Origin of the sequence: Gemmata obscuriglobus, assembly GCF_008065095.1 — a bacterium.
GTDB classification, from domain to species: domain Bacteria; phylum Planctomycetota; class Planctomycetia; order Gemmatales; family Gemmataceae; genus Gemmata; species Gemmata obscuriglobus.
On sequence record NZ_CP042911.1, the window covers coordinates 3,808,542 to 3,824,797 of the forward strand.

The 16,256-nt window shown below is 66.4% G+C and carries 10 protein-coding genes; 6 read left to right on the forward strand and 4 right to left on the reverse strand.

Going from position 1 to position 16,256, the window contains the following annotated elements; translation table 11 throughout:
- Positions 1-2: 2 nt before the first annotated feature.
- A complete protein-coding gene (gene kdsA / locus GobsT_RS15860) occupies positions 3-851 on the reverse strand; it encodes a 3-deoxy-8-phosphooctulonate synthase (RefSeq protein ID WP_010042350.1) in 849 nt (282 codons plus the stop codon).
- A 223-nt stretch (positions 852-1,074) separates the two neighbouring features.
- Between kdsA and GobsT_RS15865 the strand changes: the two genes are divergently transcribed.
- Both GobsT_RS15865 and GobsT_RS15870 read left to right on the forward strand, forming a co-directional pair.
- The gene (locus tag GobsT_RS15865) at positions 1,075-2,697 is read left to right on the forward strand and encodes a sensor histidine kinase (protein WP_162097373.1); all 1,623 of its coding nucleotides are present in this window, start codon (positions 1,075-1,077) and stop codon (positions 2,695-2,697) included.
- A 174-nt stretch (positions 2,698-2,871) separates the two neighbouring features.
- Positions 2,872-4,374, forward strand: coding sequence for a sigma-54-dependent transcriptional regulator (locus GobsT_RS15870; RefSeq protein WP_010042346.1), 1,503 nt, complete (start codon positions 2,872-2,874; stop codon positions 4,372-4,374).
- 15 nt (positions 4,375-4,389) lie between these two features.
- Here the strand turns inward: GobsT_RS15870 and GobsT_RS15875 are convergent, their stop codons facing one another.
- The 3 genes from GobsT_RS15875 to GobsT_RS15885 form a co-directional block, all read right to left on the reverse strand.
- Positions 4,390-4,866 (reverse strand): hypothetical protein, encoded by a 477-nt coding sequence (locus tag GobsT_RS15875; RefSeq protein ID WP_010042344.1) that lies wholly within the window; start codon positions 4,864-4,866, stop codon positions 4,390-4,392.
- Positions 4,867-5,000: 134 nt separating this feature from the next.
- A complete protein-coding gene (locus GobsT_RS15880; RefSeq protein WP_010042339.1) occupies positions 5,001-5,882 on the reverse strand; it encodes a PP2C family protein-serine/threonine phosphatase in 882 nt (293 codons plus the stop codon).
- Between the two features lie 60 nt (positions 5,883-5,942).
- Entirely contained in the window at positions 5,943-7,040 is a 1,098-nt protein-coding gene (locus GobsT_RS15885; protein WP_010042337.1) for a radical SAM protein, read from the reverse strand.
- Between the two features lie 241 nt (positions 7,041-7,281).
- Between GobsT_RS15885 and GobsT_RS15890 the strand changes: the two genes are divergently transcribed.
- The 4 genes from GobsT_RS15890 to GobsT_RS15905 all read left to right on the forward strand — a co-directional run bounded on the left by GobsT_RS15890 (position 7,282) and on the right by GobsT_RS15905 (position 16,187).
- Positions 7,282-12,276 carry an outer membrane protein assembly factor BamB family protein gene (locus GobsT_RS15890; RefSeq protein WP_010042335.1) on the forward strand — a complete coding sequence of 1,665 codons (4,995 nt, stop codon included), beginning with the start codon at positions 7,282-7,284 and terminating at the stop codon, positions 12,274-12,276.
- A 415-nt stretch (positions 12,277-12,691) separates the two neighbouring features.
- The gene (locus tag GobsT_RS15895; protein WP_109571508.1) at positions 12,692-13,918 is read left to right on the forward strand and encodes a prenyltransferase/squalene oxidase repeat-containing protein; all 1,227 of its coding nucleotides are present in this window, start codon (positions 12,692-12,694) and stop codon (positions 13,916-13,918) included.
- A gap of 159 nt (positions 13,919-14,077) precedes the next feature.
- Positions 14,078-15,136 (forward strand): AAA family ATPase, encoded by a 1,059-nt coding sequence (locus tag GobsT_RS15900; RefSeq protein WP_010042331.1) that lies wholly within the window; start codon positions 14,078-14,080, stop codon positions 15,134-15,136.
- A 100-nt stretch (positions 15,137-15,236) separates the two neighbouring features.
- A complete protein-coding gene (locus GobsT_RS15905) occupies positions 15,237-16,187 on the forward strand; it encodes a DUF58 domain-containing protein (protein ID WP_010042329.1) in 951 nt (316 codons plus the stop codon).
- The last annotated feature ends 69 nt before the right edge of the window (positions 16,188-16,256 follow it).

The window sequence follows — 16,256 nt, forward strand, 5'->3', positions numbered from 1 at the left end:
GCTCAGGTGGCAGTGGCATCGTCGGGGCGGTTCAGTGCCGCGCGGATCCTCACGCACTCGGCGATCACGCGCGGCAGCACGTCGAGCGGGATCATGTTGGGGCCGTCGCTCTTGGCCTCGTCCGGGCGCGGGTGGGTTTCCAGGAACACCCCGTCGCACCCGGCGGCGACCGCGGCCCGGGTCACGACCGGCACCATCGCCCGGTCCCCGCCGGTGCGGTCCCCGAGCGCCCCTGGCTTCTGTACGCTGTGCGTGCCGTCAAAGATCACCGGGGCACCGGTTTCTTGCATCCACGGCACGGACCGCATGTCGTTGACCAGCATCCCGTAGCCGAATGTCGTGCCGCGTTCGGTCAGGAGGACGTTCCCGGTGCCGAACTCGGACAGCTTGGCGACCACGTTCTTCATATCCCACGGGGCCATGAACTGCCCCTTTTTGACGTTCACCACCCGCCCGGTGCGGCCGCACGCCTCCAGCAGGTCCGTCTGGCGGGCGAGGAACGCCGGGACCTGCAGAATGTCGCACACCTCGGCGGCGGTCGCGGCCTGGGCGCACTCGTGGATGTCGGTGGTGACGGGAAGCCCGGTCGCGTCCTTCACCGCCGCGAGCGTTTTCAGCCCCTCCTGAAGTCCGGGACCGCGGAACGACTTGCCCGAACTCCGGTTCGCCTTGTCGAAGGACGCCTTGAATACCAACTGGAGGCCCAGCCGGTCCGCGTAGCTCTTGAGGGTTTCGGCGATCCGCAGCGTGAGGTCGTGCGACTCGATCACGCACGGCCCGCAGATCCACAGCAGCGGCCCGCCCCCGCCGACGCGGTACGGACCCACCGTGACGGCTCGTTGCGGCTCCATCGGGGGCAGTCCTCTAATGTTAAAGGAGAATGCAACCGGTGCTGTACCGCCGAACACCGGGCGGGTGCAACCCCAAAACGAGCGGGGCGCGGATCGGAAAAAGTTGCTCTCGTTTTGTAAGAACGCAATTGGTAAAGTCCGCCGCCTTCCCGGTCCCGGGTGGTTTCCACTCGGAGGGACGGCCCCACCCACGGACGGGCGGGTTACGGCAGGAGGTTGTCGCGTGGCTCGCCGTCGATTGCGCCACAAACTGATGCTGGGCTTGGTCCTCGTGGCCGCGAGCATCGGCTTGCTGGCCTGTGGCGCAGCGTACGGCATTTACAACTACTACATCAGCTACAAGGTCACGCAGCGGAAGATCCAAGAGTTTCAGCACGTCACCCAACTGGTCGATGATTTAAACAAGATCGATCGGTCCACGGACTCGAAACGCTACGAGCGGAACCTGGTTCAAGTCGTCACGGCCAAGAATCAGCTCAAGATAGTCAAGGAAGCGAACGAGAACGTGAAGAATGCCGGGCTCGACCCCGACAACGGGAACATGGAGAGCGGGTTGGTGAGCCAGCTCGAGGTTGAACTGGCCGCACTGATGGCTGCGGTGGACGGCGACCTCAAGCCCCGGATCGGGATGCCCGACGGGAATAATACGGACCCGCTCATCCCGGTACACAGCCGGTGTGTGCAGATTGCCGAGCAGCTCCGACAGGCACAGGTTGACGACATCAGGCAGAGCTGCGAAGAGTCGGTCGTAGCGGTTAAGCGGGCGATTTGGTCTACGGGTTTTGCGATGGGCTGGGCGCTGGCGCTCGTCGGCACCATGCTGTACTACTTCCGCGTGTGGATGTTCGCGCCAATCCGCGAGCTGCAAGGCGGGGTGCAGCGGGTTCACAACGGCATCTTCAACCAGCCGATCGTGCTGGACTCTGGCGACGAGCTTCAGGAACTCGCGGACGAGTTTAACGCGATGGTGGCGCGGCTCCACGCCGTTTACGCGGACCTGGCCCGACAGGTGACCGAGCGCAGCCGGCAGCTCGTGCGCTCGGAGCGGATGGTGTCCGTCGGGTTCCTGGCCGCCGGGGTCGCGCACGAGATCAACAACCCGCTCGCCAGCATCCTGTTCTGCTCCGAGGCGCTCGAGCGCCGGCTCCAGGAAACGCTCACGGCCCTGTCCGCCAACACCGCGGTCGCGCCGCCCGCCGACGCCGAAGTGCTGGCCCGTTACCTGAAGATGATCCAGCAGGAAGCGCTCCGCTGCAAAGACATCACCCAGAAGCTCCTCGACTTCAGCCGCACCGGCGACCGTAAGAAGGAGCCCGCGGACCTCACGGGGCTCGTGAGCGGCGTGCTGGAAGTGGCGCGGCACCTGCCGTCCAGCCGCGGGAAGCTGGTGGCGTTCGAGCCGACCGGGTACATCGTCGCCCCGATCAACGCCCAGGACCTCAAGAGCGTGATTCTGAACCTCGTTGTGAACGCGCTCGACAGCATGGACGACGGGGGCCGGCTGGACATCACGCTGGGCACCGTCGCGGGGTACGCGGAACTGGCGTTCACCGACACCGGCTGCGGAATGGCGCCAGACGTGCTCGAGAACATTTTCGAGCCGTTCTACACCAAGAGCCGCACAGGCAAGGGGACCGGACTGGGGCTATTCATCAGCCACCAGATCGTGGACCAGCACGGCGGCACCATCACCGCTTCCAGCCCCGGGCCGGGTGCCGGAAGCACGTTTACGGTTCGCATCCCTTTGCAAGTTGCGCCGGCCGTAGCGGACGCGCCAGGCGGGGACCCGGAAACCGACCCGGCCCCCGCTGTACTGACGTTCCCTGGCGGGCGCAACGCGGCATAAGTGGGATGCGAACGCGGCGAGTTCTGATTGACGATGGGCGGCGCGCAGGTCACGTCACTAATCGCACTCTCAACCTCGCCAGTCGGGGACGACGAATCGGGGTTGTAAATACTGCAAGCCGGTTTATCTTCCCCTCCCGAACGAGACACCGGACGGACGAAACGGAGACCGCGAGTGGCTACCACACCCGCTCACAACCGACTGCGAATCCTGTTCGTCGACGACGAGACGCACCTGCGGGAGTTCATGCGATCGGAGCTGCCCCGCCTCGGGCACGAGGTCACCGTTTGCGCGGACAGTAAGGCCGGGATCGAGACCGTCAAGAAGCAGACGTTCGACGCGGCCATCCTCGACATGCGGATGGAGCACGACAAGGCCGGGCTCCAGGTGCTCGCCGCGCTCAAGCAGGTCGCCCCGGACACCGAGGCGGTCATCATGACCGGCTACGGCAGCACGGAGACCGCGGTCGAGGCGCTGCGCCTGGGGGCGTTCGACTACCTGACCAAGCCGTGCAAGCTGACCGACATCGAGGCGCTGCTCCTGCGCATCCAGGAGAAGCGGCGGCTGAAGCACAAGACCGCGGCCCTGGAGAGCCGGGTGCAGGCGGCGGAAGGGCCGGCCGGCCTGATCGGGGCCAGCGCGGCGATGGTGCCGGTGCAGCAGTTCATCCAGCGGGTCGGGCCGACCGACGGGCGGGTGCTCATCACCGGCGAGACCGGCACCGGGAAGGAAGTGGTCGCGCGGGCGCTGTACACGGCGAGCAAGCGGGCCGACATGCCGTTCGTGCCGGTGAACTGCGGCGCCCTCACGCAGTCCCTGGCCGAGAGCCAACTGTTCGGCCACAAGAAGGGCGCGTTCACCGGCGCCGACAAGGACCACAAGGGGTTCTTCGAGGTCGCCAACGGCGGCACCCTGTTCCTCGACGAACTCGGGGAACTCGACAAGAACCTTCAGGTGAAGCTGCTCCGGTTCCTTGAGGCCGGTGAGATCCAGCGCCTCGGCGAGAGCCAGCCCATCACCGTGGACGTGCGGGTCATCAGCGCGACCAACAAGGACCTGCGCCAGATGGTCGCGGAGGGGCACTTCCGCGAGGACCTCTTGTACCGGCTGAACATGTTCCACGTCCACCTGCCCCCGCTGCGGGACCGGCGCGAGGACATCCCGGAACTGGCCCGGCACGCACTGGCCCGGCACGCCAAGCGCCCGGTGGAGTCGGTCGCGCACCTGATTACGCCCGAGGCGTTTCAGGTGATGGTGAACCACGAGTTCAAGGGGAACGTGCGGGAACTGGTGAACGCGATGGAGTATGCGTGGATCGTGTCGGGCGGGGGCGCGATCACCCCCGACTACCTGCCGCGCGAAATGGTGGCGCCGCGCGCCGCCGCGCCGGTTCCGATGGCGTACCCGGTGCCCGCGCCGGCGCCGGCCGCGTACCCCACCGCTTACGCCGCGCCGCCGGCCCCGACGCTCCCGTTCCCGGGGGCGCCGACAACTGATACAGGTGCGGGCGGCCCGACGAAGTCGCTGGCGGACGTGGAAATGGAGTACATTCTTCAGGTGTACGCAAAGAACGGGATGAACAAGCAGAAGACCAGTGACGAACTCGGGATCAGTCTAAAAACGCTCTACAACAAGCTGCACAAGTATGAAGAGGAGCGGCAGCGCCGCGCCGGATGAGGTGGGGGGGGGCGGTCACGCGGTGAGCCACGGGACCGCGCGGCACGCCTGCCCGAGCGCGAAGCCCGTACCCGCGAGCGCGACCATCCCGAGCGCGAGCCGCTGTCCGTGTCGGCGGTACGCGACGAACTCGGCCGGGGCCGCACACACCCTCCACGGCCAGTGGACCCACGACACGTAGGTGAACAGCACACAGGCGCCGAGCCACGCGGCGCCCTTCGCCGCCACGAGCGCGAGCCAGAGCGTGCTCGCGCCGTCCCACCGCAGCCCCACCAGCGCGAACCCAGACAGCCCGCACGTCAGGAGCCCGGCGGTGACGAAATAACGCATGTTGTGGGCGAGGTGCGCTGAGAAGTGCTCGTACTCGGCCCGCGACCGGAAAAATGCGAGCGCCTTTCCGTCGACCACGAGCGTGCGGTAAAAGATCGCACCGAACCACGCCGCGCCGGACAGCCCGTGGGTCCAGACGAGCAGCATTTCGAGCGATTTCATGGCGACGGCTCCGGCGGGTGACTTCACCCAATTCACCGCCATAGAGGGCGGTCACACAACCGTAAAGGTCCTTGGCGTGATCGCGTTCGTTTGATTGGAGCGCTGGCCTGTGCAATGGCTGCAAGGTCGGTATGTCAGACGGCGCGGCTGAGCGCGATCGTGTGCGTTTTGGTTGCGTTCGGGTCATCGACCTGGCCGGTCCGCGCGACGATCGCGGTGATGTTGTCTTGCCCGCCGGCCTCGTTGGCCGCTTCGATCAGCGCCTTGACCGCCCGTGCCGGGCTGTCGGACCGCTTCAGGATCGCCAGCAGGTTTTCGTCGGTGAGCCGACGGGTGAGCCCGTCGGTGCAAAGCAGTAGCTCGTCGCCGACTTGAAGGGTGGTGTGGTGTAACTCGGGCGTCACGTCCTTTTGGCCCGCGCCGATGCAGTTCCACAGGGCGTGCCCCAACCCCGCGGCCTCGGCCTGCGACGCCGTCAGCACGCCCTCGTCGACCGCCCGCTGGGCGAGGGTGTGGTCGGTGGTCAGGCGGGTCAACGTGTCGCCGCGCCGGATGTAACACCGGCTGTCGCCGGCGTGGACCACGTAGATGCGCGGCCACAGGAGGCACGCCAGGGTGAGCGTCGTGCCCATGCGCCGGAACCGCGAGTGCTCGGCCGCGTCCTTCACGGTGTCCTGGGTCACCCGCACGGCGTTCCGCAACTCGTGCTCCAGTTCCACTTCGCGCCCGTCCTGGTGGCGGTAGAACCAGGGCATCGTCTTGGCGACGTACCACGAGATCGTTTCGACCGCGAGGCCGCTCGCCACCTCGCCCCCGGACATCCCGCCCATCCCGTCGGCGACGACGAAGAGGTGCCCCGTTACGCCCGCCTTCCAGCCGCCGTCTTCGGACGGGAGGAGGCTCGTTTGCGTCACCCGGAGCTGCTTCACGAGATCGGCGATCAGGAAGTGGTCTTCGTTGTTCTTGCGCACGCGGCCGATATCGGTGGAGCCGGCAGATTCGACCGTAACGCTCATTGTGGCGACTCCCGCTGAGGTGCAGACACGCATTCCGATGAGCAACCGCCGTGCCCCGGGCTACCGTTTGAGGCCCAGTTGAATCAGCTCGCCGGTGAAGTTGGGCTTCAGGTCCACCCAGTTGCCGACTTTTCCGCCCCCGCCGTTCACACCGGCCGCCAACCCCCGTGTGAGTACGAACCAGCAAAAGTAGCAGTGGTTGGTGGTCGCACCCGGCAGGGCATTCGGGTCACGCTGAAGGATCTCGTCCCGAATCGCCGACAGGCCGTCGCGGAAGATCGTGCCGACAACCGGGTGCGCGCGGGCGGACCGGACGATCTCTTCCACGCTGTCGGTGTAGATGTTGCCGATGGTGAGTTGGTCGAGGTCGGACGCGAACCCGCAGCACGGCTTGACCTCGCCTTTGGGGTTCACGATGAGCGCCTGCCCCGGCCCCTCACAGTAGTCCTCCTCGAACCAGGTGCCGTCCCACGGGTCGCCGGGCAGCTCTTCCGCGCGCTCGACCGTCGCAAGGTGGTTCCAGCACGCGGTCATTGTGAGGTCGTCACTCACGACCAGGTATCGCCCGAGCAGCTTCGACCACTCCACCACGCCGTCCAGAGCCGCCGCCAGACGACGAATCGGTTCCAGGCCCTTGTGCGGGTCGCGGCTCGCGTAACTCAGTGAAAGAACGGTGTCGCGCGCGAACACCTGGCGAGTGACCCGACAGAACTCGGCGAGCTTGTCGATGTCCATTCCGTGGAACTTATCGACGCTGAGGCCGATCTTGCCCGTGAACCCGGCGTCGCGGAGCGCCGCGAGCACTCGCTCGGCGTGTGCGGCGTCGGCGTGCCACACGCCGTTGGTCATGAGCTTGTCGAACTTGAAACCGAGTTCCGCCGCGCGCGCCGTCAGGGCGTTGAGGAACTCGGGGTACAGGAACGGCTCGCCGCCCGTGAACCCGAGCGTGCCGATACCGGCCTCGTGCGCCTGTTCGAGGAACCGCAGCGCCGTCGGGATGTCGAGCCGGTCGGTCCACTCGATCGGGACGCAGCAGTGCGGGCACGCGAGGTTGCACTGATATGTGCCCGCGAACGAGAGGTAGTTCGGCCGGAACGTGCGGCTGGGGGCGGGCGCTCGCTTGTCGCCGCGGCCCAGGGTCGGTTTCAGATCACGCATGAGAGCTTCCAGGGGGAACCCCGAGCCGGTGGGCCGCGCCGCGGTTAGGCGCGACACGCCGCCTCGTCGTACTTTATCAACCCCGGCACTGTTGCGGGTAACGGGTTGTGCGGTTCGCGGCGGCCCCGGCGCGTCACAGCGCGGGGATTTCTCCTTGTGAACTGCGCCATCAGTTGACAAAATCGGCAAGGTGCGCGTGTTGTTCCCGGCACACCGGTCACGGACAGAAGTGGGTACCGCCATGCGTGGCTCCAAACTGCGGTTGTTGTCGGCCGGGGTGCTCGCGGCCCTGTTCGCGTGGCTCGTCACGTGGGCCGGGCACGTCGCGAACGGTCAACCGGCGGTCATCGGCGTCGCGCAAGCCAAAAAGGACGGCAAGGACGATAAAAATAAAAAGGAAGATCGCTCCGAACTCGACGAGAACTTGCCGTTCTCGGTCCCCTACGACCGCGACGCCAAGAACCAGCTCAAGGCGGCGCGCGACTACCTCGACTTCAAGGACCCGCCGTACAACACGATCTGCCCGCTGCTCCAGAACATCCTGGACGCCAAGAGCGATACGTTCTTCGATGTGAAGTACAAGGTCGGCGAGACGGTCCGCATCAACCGGATCAGCGTCAAGACCGAGGCCAACCGCATTATCGCGGAGTTCAAGGCCGAAGGGCTCCAGTTCTACCAGCAGGCCTACGGGGCGACCGCGTCGGCCCTGCTCGACGACGCAATCAAGGCGAACTGCGACCCGGCGCTGCTGTCCGACGTGTCGCAGCGGTACTTCAACACGCGGGCCGGGGCCGAGGCCACCGTTCTGCTCGGCACCCTGCACCTCGAGCGCGGCAACTACCTCGAAGCGGCGTACGCGTTCGAGCGCCTGCTGCCCCGCAAAGACGTTGAAGACATTTTGACGCCGCGGACGCTGTTCAAGACCGCGCTGGCCTTCAAACGGAGCGGTGACCCGCGGCACGCGGACCTATACAAGCCCGCTGAAGAAAAGCTGTTCAAGGCCGCGCGGGACGGGATCAAGTTCGGTCGCACCGTGTTCACCTTGGACCGGCTGCGGTCCGAACTGGCCCGCCCGGTGGAGCTGGTGCGCTCCAACGCCGTGGTGGGCGAGTGGGCGCAACGCGGCGGCAACGCCGGCCGCAACGCGGTCGTGGACGGCGGGCCGCCGTTCCTCGACAAGGTGTTCGGGTTCCCGATGTTCTACTCGGGCGACGACGAGGCCAACCTGTGGATCAAGGGCGAGCTGGAGAAGCTGTTCGCCCGCGACGCCCGCGCTTCCAAAAGCACCCCGCTGCCGGGCACCTTCCCAGTGACCACCGGCGACACCATCGTGTTCCGCAGCTACGACGGGGTGTATGGGGTCGCCACCCGCGACCGGGTGCAGGGGGGCCGCGTCGTTCGCGCCGGCGACATCCTCTGGCGGTCCAAGACGACGGCCGGGTTGTACCAGCTCATCAAGAGCGACGAGACCCACGACGTGGACATGAGCCGGGACGCGAAGAGCTGGTGGGGCACGTACAACACCCGCACCGTCAAGGTTCACAACATCCTGCACGAGAACCCGCTGATCGGGTCGCTGGCGCACGACGGCCAGAACGTGTACTTCGTGGACGACCTCGCGATCACGCCGCCCCCCGTTTACAACAACCCGGAGTTCGGCATCAACTCCGGGCCGCAGTTCCGTCACTCGGGCGACCTGGCCGAAATGGTGCGGGCCGGCCGGCTCGCCGCGGTCGACATCAAGAGCGGCAACATCCGCTGGGAACTCGGCCGCGTCAAGGCGCCCCCGCCGGACAGCGACGGGAAGGCGCCGCCCCCCGCTCCGCTACCGAACTCGCTGACCGAAGAAGAAGCCGACAAAACCACCGACGCGTTCCGGTTGTGCCTGGACGCGGTGTTCCTCGGCGCGCCGATGCCGCTCAACGGCAAACTGTATGTGCTCATCGAGCAGGCCGGGGTGATGCGGCTCCTGTGCCTCGATCCGAAGACCCTGGTGAAGGTTCCGGGGCCGGACCCGACGCCGAAGCCCGCCCTGGTGTGGACCCAGAAGCTCGGGAAGCCGAACAGCACCCTGCCGACCGACTCGGTGCGGCGGTACCAGGGCTGCACGCTCGCCGCCAGCGACGGCATCATCATCTGCCCGACCAACTCCGGCGTGGTGGTGGCCGTGGACGTGATGTCGCGCAGCCTGCTGTGGGCGCACGGGTACCGCCAGGTGTCGCCGGCGCCGCCGCGCGGGTTCGACCCGAACACCGGCATGCCGATCGTACCGGAGCAACTCCCCGACGACCGGTGGCGGTCGGCCGGGCCGATCGTCAGCGGCGGGCGCGTGATCCTGACCGCCTACGACTCGCGGAAGCTCGAGTGCCTCGACCTGCGGACCGGGAAGATCCTCTGGACCGTGAACCACGACGCCAACGACCTCTACGTCGGCGGGGTGGCGAACGACCGCGTGATCGTGGTCGGCAAGAACCAGATGCGGGCGTACCGGCTCGGCGGCGAGGACACCGACAAGAAGGCCCCGAAGGCGGCGTGGGGGCCGGTTACGATCCCGACCCCGACCGGGCACGGGGCGGTCGGCCGGAACGCGTTTTACGTACCGGTCCGTCAGGACGCCGCCGGGAAGGACACCGTTCCGGCGGGCGAGATCTGGGCCATTAACATTGAGGACGGCAAGGTCCTCTCAAAGACCGGCGCCCGAAAGCGGAACGACACCGAGACGCTCGCCCGCTACGGCATCGGGAACCTCGTGTTCCAGGACGGAATGGTCTACTCCCAATCCCCCTGGGAGGTGGCGGCGTACCCGCAGTTGGAACTCAAGATCGCGGAGATGAACAGGCTCCTCGACAAGAACCCGAAGGACCCGATCGGGCTCCTGGCGCGCGGCGAACTCCGGCTGGACGACGGCAAGCTCAAGGACGCCATCGCGGACTTCAAGGACGCCGAGCGGAACAACCTGCCGGTCGAGAAGAAGCCGCTCCTCCGGGAGAAGCTCTACATCGCGTACACGGAACTGCTCCGGGCCGACTTCAACGGCGGTGAGAGCGTCCTGTCGGAGTACGAGGCGCTGTGCGAGGTGCCGGCGCTCGGCGAGGAAACGGCCGAGGACAGGTTGCGCCGCGAGGACGAGATCCGGCGCCGCAAGCGGCTGTACTACTACTTGCTCGCCCGCGGGCGCGAGACCCAGGAGCGGCTCGGGGAGGCATTCGACCACTACCTCGCGCTGGCCAACTTGGGCGAGGGCAAGCAGCTCCTCGATATGCCAGACGAGCCCAACGTGAAGATGCGCCCGGACGTGTGGGCGCGGGGGCGGCTCGAGGTCATGATCCGCCGCGCCGCGACCCCGGAGGCCAAGCGGTCGCTTGAGGCGCGCGTCGAGAAGGAGTGGGGCCTCGTGAAGGGCGGGACGGACCTGGGCCGGCTCCGCGAGTTCGTCGCGGTGTTCGGGCCGTTCTTCGCCTCCGGCACCGAGGCCCAGTTCAAACTGGCCGACGTGCTCCTCTCGACCAACAACGAGGCCGACGCCCGCGAAGCCCAGACGTGCCTGGCGCACCTCCGGGCCAGTTCCGATGACGCCACGACCCGTGCCCGCGCCACGGAAGCGCTGGCACAAGTGATGATCAAGAGCCGGATGATGGAGGACGCGGTCGGCCTGTACTTCCAGCTCGGCAAGGAGTACCCGAACGTCGTGATCCGCGACGGCAAGACCGGCGCCGACTTCCTCACCAACCTGCTGACCGACAAGCGCCTGCTGCCGTTCCTCGAGCCGAGCCGCTACCCGCTGCCCACCCGGGTGAAGGCCGAAATGGCCGGCCCCTCCGCCAACATGAACAACGGCTCGCAGATCGAAATCGAGCCGCCCGCGGATCTGTTCCCGGCGTACCGGCGGCTCCGGTACACGCTCGACGGCAGCACCGGGCTGTTCGCGCTCCGCGTGTTCGACCGCTCCACCGGGGCCGTGCGGGCCACGTTCCCGCACATGCAGAGCCCGAACATGTACTCGCGGAACGGGCAGCCGATCCCCTGGTCGAAGTTCGTGCAGGGGCACGGCCACCTGATGCTGGTGCAGATGGGCCTGACCCTGTACTGCTACGACCTCGCCGAGAAGAAGGTGCTGTGGGACAAGAACCTGATGCCCGACAACCCGCTCCAGCCCGGGGGCAGCTACCAGATCGACGTCCTGCCCAACGGGGACTGTGAGCTGTACTTGCTGCCGAACACCCAGAAAGTGCCTCTGGGCCGGTCGGCGGTGCTCCAGGCGGGGTACTGTGCCGTCCTCACGTCCGACGGGCTGGAGGCGGTCGAACCGGTCAGCCGCCGCGTGCTCTGGGTCCGCAAGAACGTGTCCGAGCGCACGTCGCTGTACGGCGACGGGCGCTACCTCGTGCTGATCGACGTGGACTCCAACACCCGGAAGCCGGTCTCTACAAAGCTGCTCCGGGCCACGGACGGGGTGCAGGTGGAGGGCTCGCCCGATTCCGGTGAGGTGCTCAAGAACGCGCGGTCGTACCGCCTGTTCGGGCGGCACGCGCTGATCACCTCTGGCGCGGACAACGAGCCCCGCGTGCTCCGGCTGTACGACCTCGCCACGGGCAAGGACGTTTGGAAGAAGGAGTACGACTCCAAGGCGGTGCCGATCACCGCGCCACTGAACGCCGACTGGACCGGCGCCCTCAAGGCCGACGGCACCGCGGAGGTGATCTCGGTCCGCACCGGGGAGACGATCACGACGCTGAAACTCGACCCCAAGAACCTTGAGGCCCACTTGGTACCGTGTGTCGGGGCGCAGGTGCTGGCCGACAGCGACCGGTATTACCTGATCCTGGACCGCGATCCGAATGCGGCGTCAACGAACGGCAACCGGCCGGTGCAAGTCCAGAACAACGCGATGCTGAGGGCGCAGAAGGTCAACGGGCCGGTTTACGCCTTTGACCGGGTCTCCGGGAAACGGCTGTGGCTCTACGAGGGGGTGCTCGAACACCAGTGGCTCGTACTCGAACAGTTCGCTGAGTTGCCGGTGCTGATCGCGACGGCACCGGTGATGAACCAGAACAACGTGTACAGCCACGCCGTTGTGGTGATCGAGAAGGAGCGCGGCCGGCTGATCCTCGATACGTCGGTTGTCTACAACGGGAACTTGTTCCAAAGCCTTGCCATTGACCCGAAGAACGGCACGATTCGGATGAGCCGGTTCGACACCAGCGTCCTGATCTCGCCCGACGAGAAGAAGCCGTAAAGCGGGCCGGTGCTTCGCACGGCCCGACCGCTCGCGCCGTTCTTTCGACCGCCGCGGGTGAACTGCCCCCTGTCGCATGCTTGTGCATTGCGCTGGGGGCGGTTCGCTCGCGGAAGTGATCGCGTCAAACCGCCTGGGTTAGCGGGCAGTCACCTCGACGTGTTCGGGCTCCCTCATCGCCAAGGTTACGCTAAATTGAGACGGATGTAATTGGTTCGGTCAGTGCGATTCGCTCCGGCCTCGGCAGTTTTGTTTCCCGTTTTTCACCTCTTGGCCGGCCTTTCTCGGTTTTGAGTGGGCATTTCCTATCCACCGGTGTTAACGTTTTTCTCGCCGTTCGTCTCTGACCTACCCTCCCAGGTTCGGCCCGTGCGGCAGACCCGGCCCCGCCAATGGACTTTATGTGGAGAAACTCATGCCCCGTAGCTGGTCGCTCGCAGCCCTCGCGGCGTGTGTGACGGTCGGCCTCGTAGCCGTTCCCTCACCTCAACCCGTTACCGCCGCCGCACCTCAGGACGACGCGAAGAAGAAGTTCAAGAAGGATGTCGAGGCGTCGATCGAGAAAGGGCTGGAATACCTGAAAAAGATCCAGGCGCAGGACGGGCACTGGGAGGCACAGGGGGGACAGTACCCGACCAGCATGACGGCGCTGGCCGGGATGGCGTTCCTGATGGAAGGGAGCACGCTGAAAGAGGGCAAATACTCGGACCAGGTGAAGAAGGCCGTGGACTGGTTCCTGGCTCCGGCCCGGCAACAGCCCAACGGCATGATCGGCGACGTGCGCAACCCCACCGAGCAGACCCGGTACATGTACGGCCAGGGGTTCGGCACCATGTTCCTGGCGAGCGTGTACGGCGAGGAAGAGGACAAGGAGCAGCGGGAGAAGTTGGAAAAGCTACTCAAGAAGGCGGTCGAGTTCATCTGCAAGGCCCAGACCCTCAAGAAGCACCGCAAGGCCGAGGGCAAGGAGGTGGACATCGGCGGGTGGGGGTACGTGAGCGCCGCCGAGGGCAACAACTTCGACGAGGGGTCCGTCACCATCACCGCGCTCCAGGGGCTCCGCGCCGCCCGCAACGCCGGCATCCCCGTCCCCAAAGAGAACATCGACCGCGCCGTCAACTACCTCGAAGCCTGCACCACCCCGAAGGGTGGGATCATTTACAGCTACGCCGGCGGCGGCGGGGCGGTCGGCGAGAACGGGCGCCCGCCCCTCACCGCGGCGGCGGTCTGCTGCGGGTTCAGCGCCGGGCAGTACAAGAGCGAACTGCCAAAACGGTGGATCAAGTACTGCAAGGACAACATTCCGGTCGGTAAGGGGCGGCAGAGCCACGACGAGTACCAGACCTACTACTTCTCGCAGGCCGTGTACGCGCTCGGGGACGACAAGTACCTGGAGATGTTCCCGCTCCTGAAGGCCGACGGGAAGACGCCGAAAGTGTACGGCGACCTGACGGCCGGCGAGAAGGAGCAACTGCTCACCTGGAGCGGGTACAAGGACGCCACGTTCCAGACCATTCTCGACAACCAGGACAAGACCAACGGGTCGTGGAGCCAGGGGTACATCGGGCCGGTTTACACCACGAGCATCAATCTCTGCATCCTTCAGTTAGAAAAGGCGATCCTGCCCATCTATCAGAAGTAGCGCCGTGCGCCGCCGGTCGGGGTTGTAACGCCGACCGCCGGCCGGCGCGTGCCTGCGGGGGGCAAAATCCGCAGTTCGCAGGCGACGGCCCTCCCCGGCACACGGTATCTCTATCCCTAAACTCGACCCAAATTACCACCTCCGAGGGCGGTGACCGCGATGAGCAAGACACCCGAGATGGCCCAGAGCGATATGGACGCGATCCAGAAGCTCAAGACCGCGTTCGACAACATCAAGAAGCAGCTCACGCGGGTCATCGTCGGCCAGGACATGGTGATCGAGGAGCTGCTCATCGCGCTCTTCAGCAAGGGCCACTGCATGCTCGAGGGCGTGCCGGGCCTCGCGAAGACGCTCATGATCAGCACCCTGTCGCGGTGCCTGTCGCTGGAGTTCAGCCGCATCCAGTTCACCCCGGACCTGATGCCGGCGGACATCACCGGCACGGACTTCATCGAGAAGAACCCGGCGACCGGCTCGTTCGAGCTGCTGTTCCGGCCCGGCCCGCTGTTCGCCAACATGGTGCTGGCCGACGAGATCAACCGCACCCCGCCCCGCACCCAGGCGGCGCTCCTCGAAGCGATGCAGGAGCGCCAGGTGTCCGTCGGCCGCGTGCGGCACAAGCTCGCCAACCCGTTCTTCGTGCTCGCGACCCAGAACCCGATCGAACAGGAAGGGACCTACCCGCTGCCCGAGGCGCAGCAGGACCGGTTCATGTTCAAGGTGTACGTGAAGTACCCGAAGTTCGAGGAGGAGTTCGAGATCGCCCGCCGCACCACCGGCGTGACCGCCGACGAGATCACCCCGGTGCTGACCGGCGAGCAGATCCAGGAGATCCAGCAGCTCGTCCGCAAGGTGCCGGTGACCGACCACGTCATCCACTACTGCCTCGCGCTGGTCCGGCAGACCCGCATCGGCGAGCCCGGCGTCCCGAAGTTCGTCAAGGACTGGCTGAGCTGGGGCGCGGGCCCCCGCGCCGTGCAGAACCTGATCCTGGCCGGCAAGGCCCGCGCGCTGCTGTACGGCCGCGGGCACGTCACGACCGAGGACATCAAGGAACTGGCGCTGCCGGTGCTCCGGCACCGCATCCTGACCAACTTCACCGCCGCCTCCGAGGGCATTAACACCGACATGGTGGTCAAGAAGCTCATCGAGGAGACGCCGGACAAGGAGGGCTCGCTGATCAACGACCCGCGGTTCCAGAAGATCTTCTCCTCGTGACCGGGGTTCCACGTTCCGGGTTCCACGTTCCAAGTTGGGAACCCGGATCGGCCCCTTGATGAGAAACTTGGAACCTGGAACTTGGAACCTGGAACTTCCGATGGCCAAGCGCCGCCAAGAGCCCGAGAACCCGCGCCGGTTCCTCGACCCCAAGGTGATCGCCCGCGTCTCGCAGCTCGACCTGCGGGCGCGGTACGCGGTCGAGGGGTTCATCTCCGGGATGCACCGGAGCCCCGTGTACGGGCAGAGCGTCCAGTTCGTCCAGCACCGCGAGTACATGCCCGGCGACGACCTGCGCCGCATCGACTGGAAGGTCTGGTCGCGGTCCGACAAGTTCGTCATCAAGCAGTACGAGGCGGAGACGAACCTCCGCTCCTACGTCGTCGTGGACGCCAGCGAGTCCATGCTCTATGGGCGGGACAAGCACCGCCGCGCCGGCACGCTGTACAAGTACGATTACGTGGCCACCGCCGCGGCGTGCCTGGCGTACCTGACGATCAAGCAGCAGGACTCGTGCGGGCTCGTCACGTTCGACTCGGACGTGCGCGAGGCGATCCCGCCGCGCAGCTCGCAGCGGCACATGGACGCCGTCACCAAGGCGCTCCACGTGTCGGACCCGCGCGAGAAGACCGACATGGTCAAGATCATGCGGCAGGTCGCGGAGGCCATGCCGGCCCGCGGGCTGGTGCTGGTCTTCTCCGACTTCCTGTGCGACCGCGCGGAGCTGTTCAAAGGGCTGGAGATGCTGCGGCACCGCCGGCACGACGTGATGGCGTTCCACATCCTCGACGACGACGAGCTGCTGTTCCCGTTCGGCGGGATGACGAAGTTCGAGGGGCTGGAGGCGCAGCCCGACCTCCTGTGCGACCCGCGGGCGCTGCGGGACGGCTACCTGGAGGAGCTGGAGCTGTACCTGACCGAGGTGCGCCGCGGGTGCACCCGGATCGGCGTGGACTACACGCTGCTCCGCACCAGCGATTACATGGACGCGGTCTTGTCGAAGTTCCTGTTCGAGCGGATGTCCACCCGGGCCGCACCCGCGCGGCGCTGATGTCGAACTCGGAGTGCGGGCCGCGGCGGTCCTCGCCCCCGACCTCCTTCGGTTTTTCGTCCGCGCCCC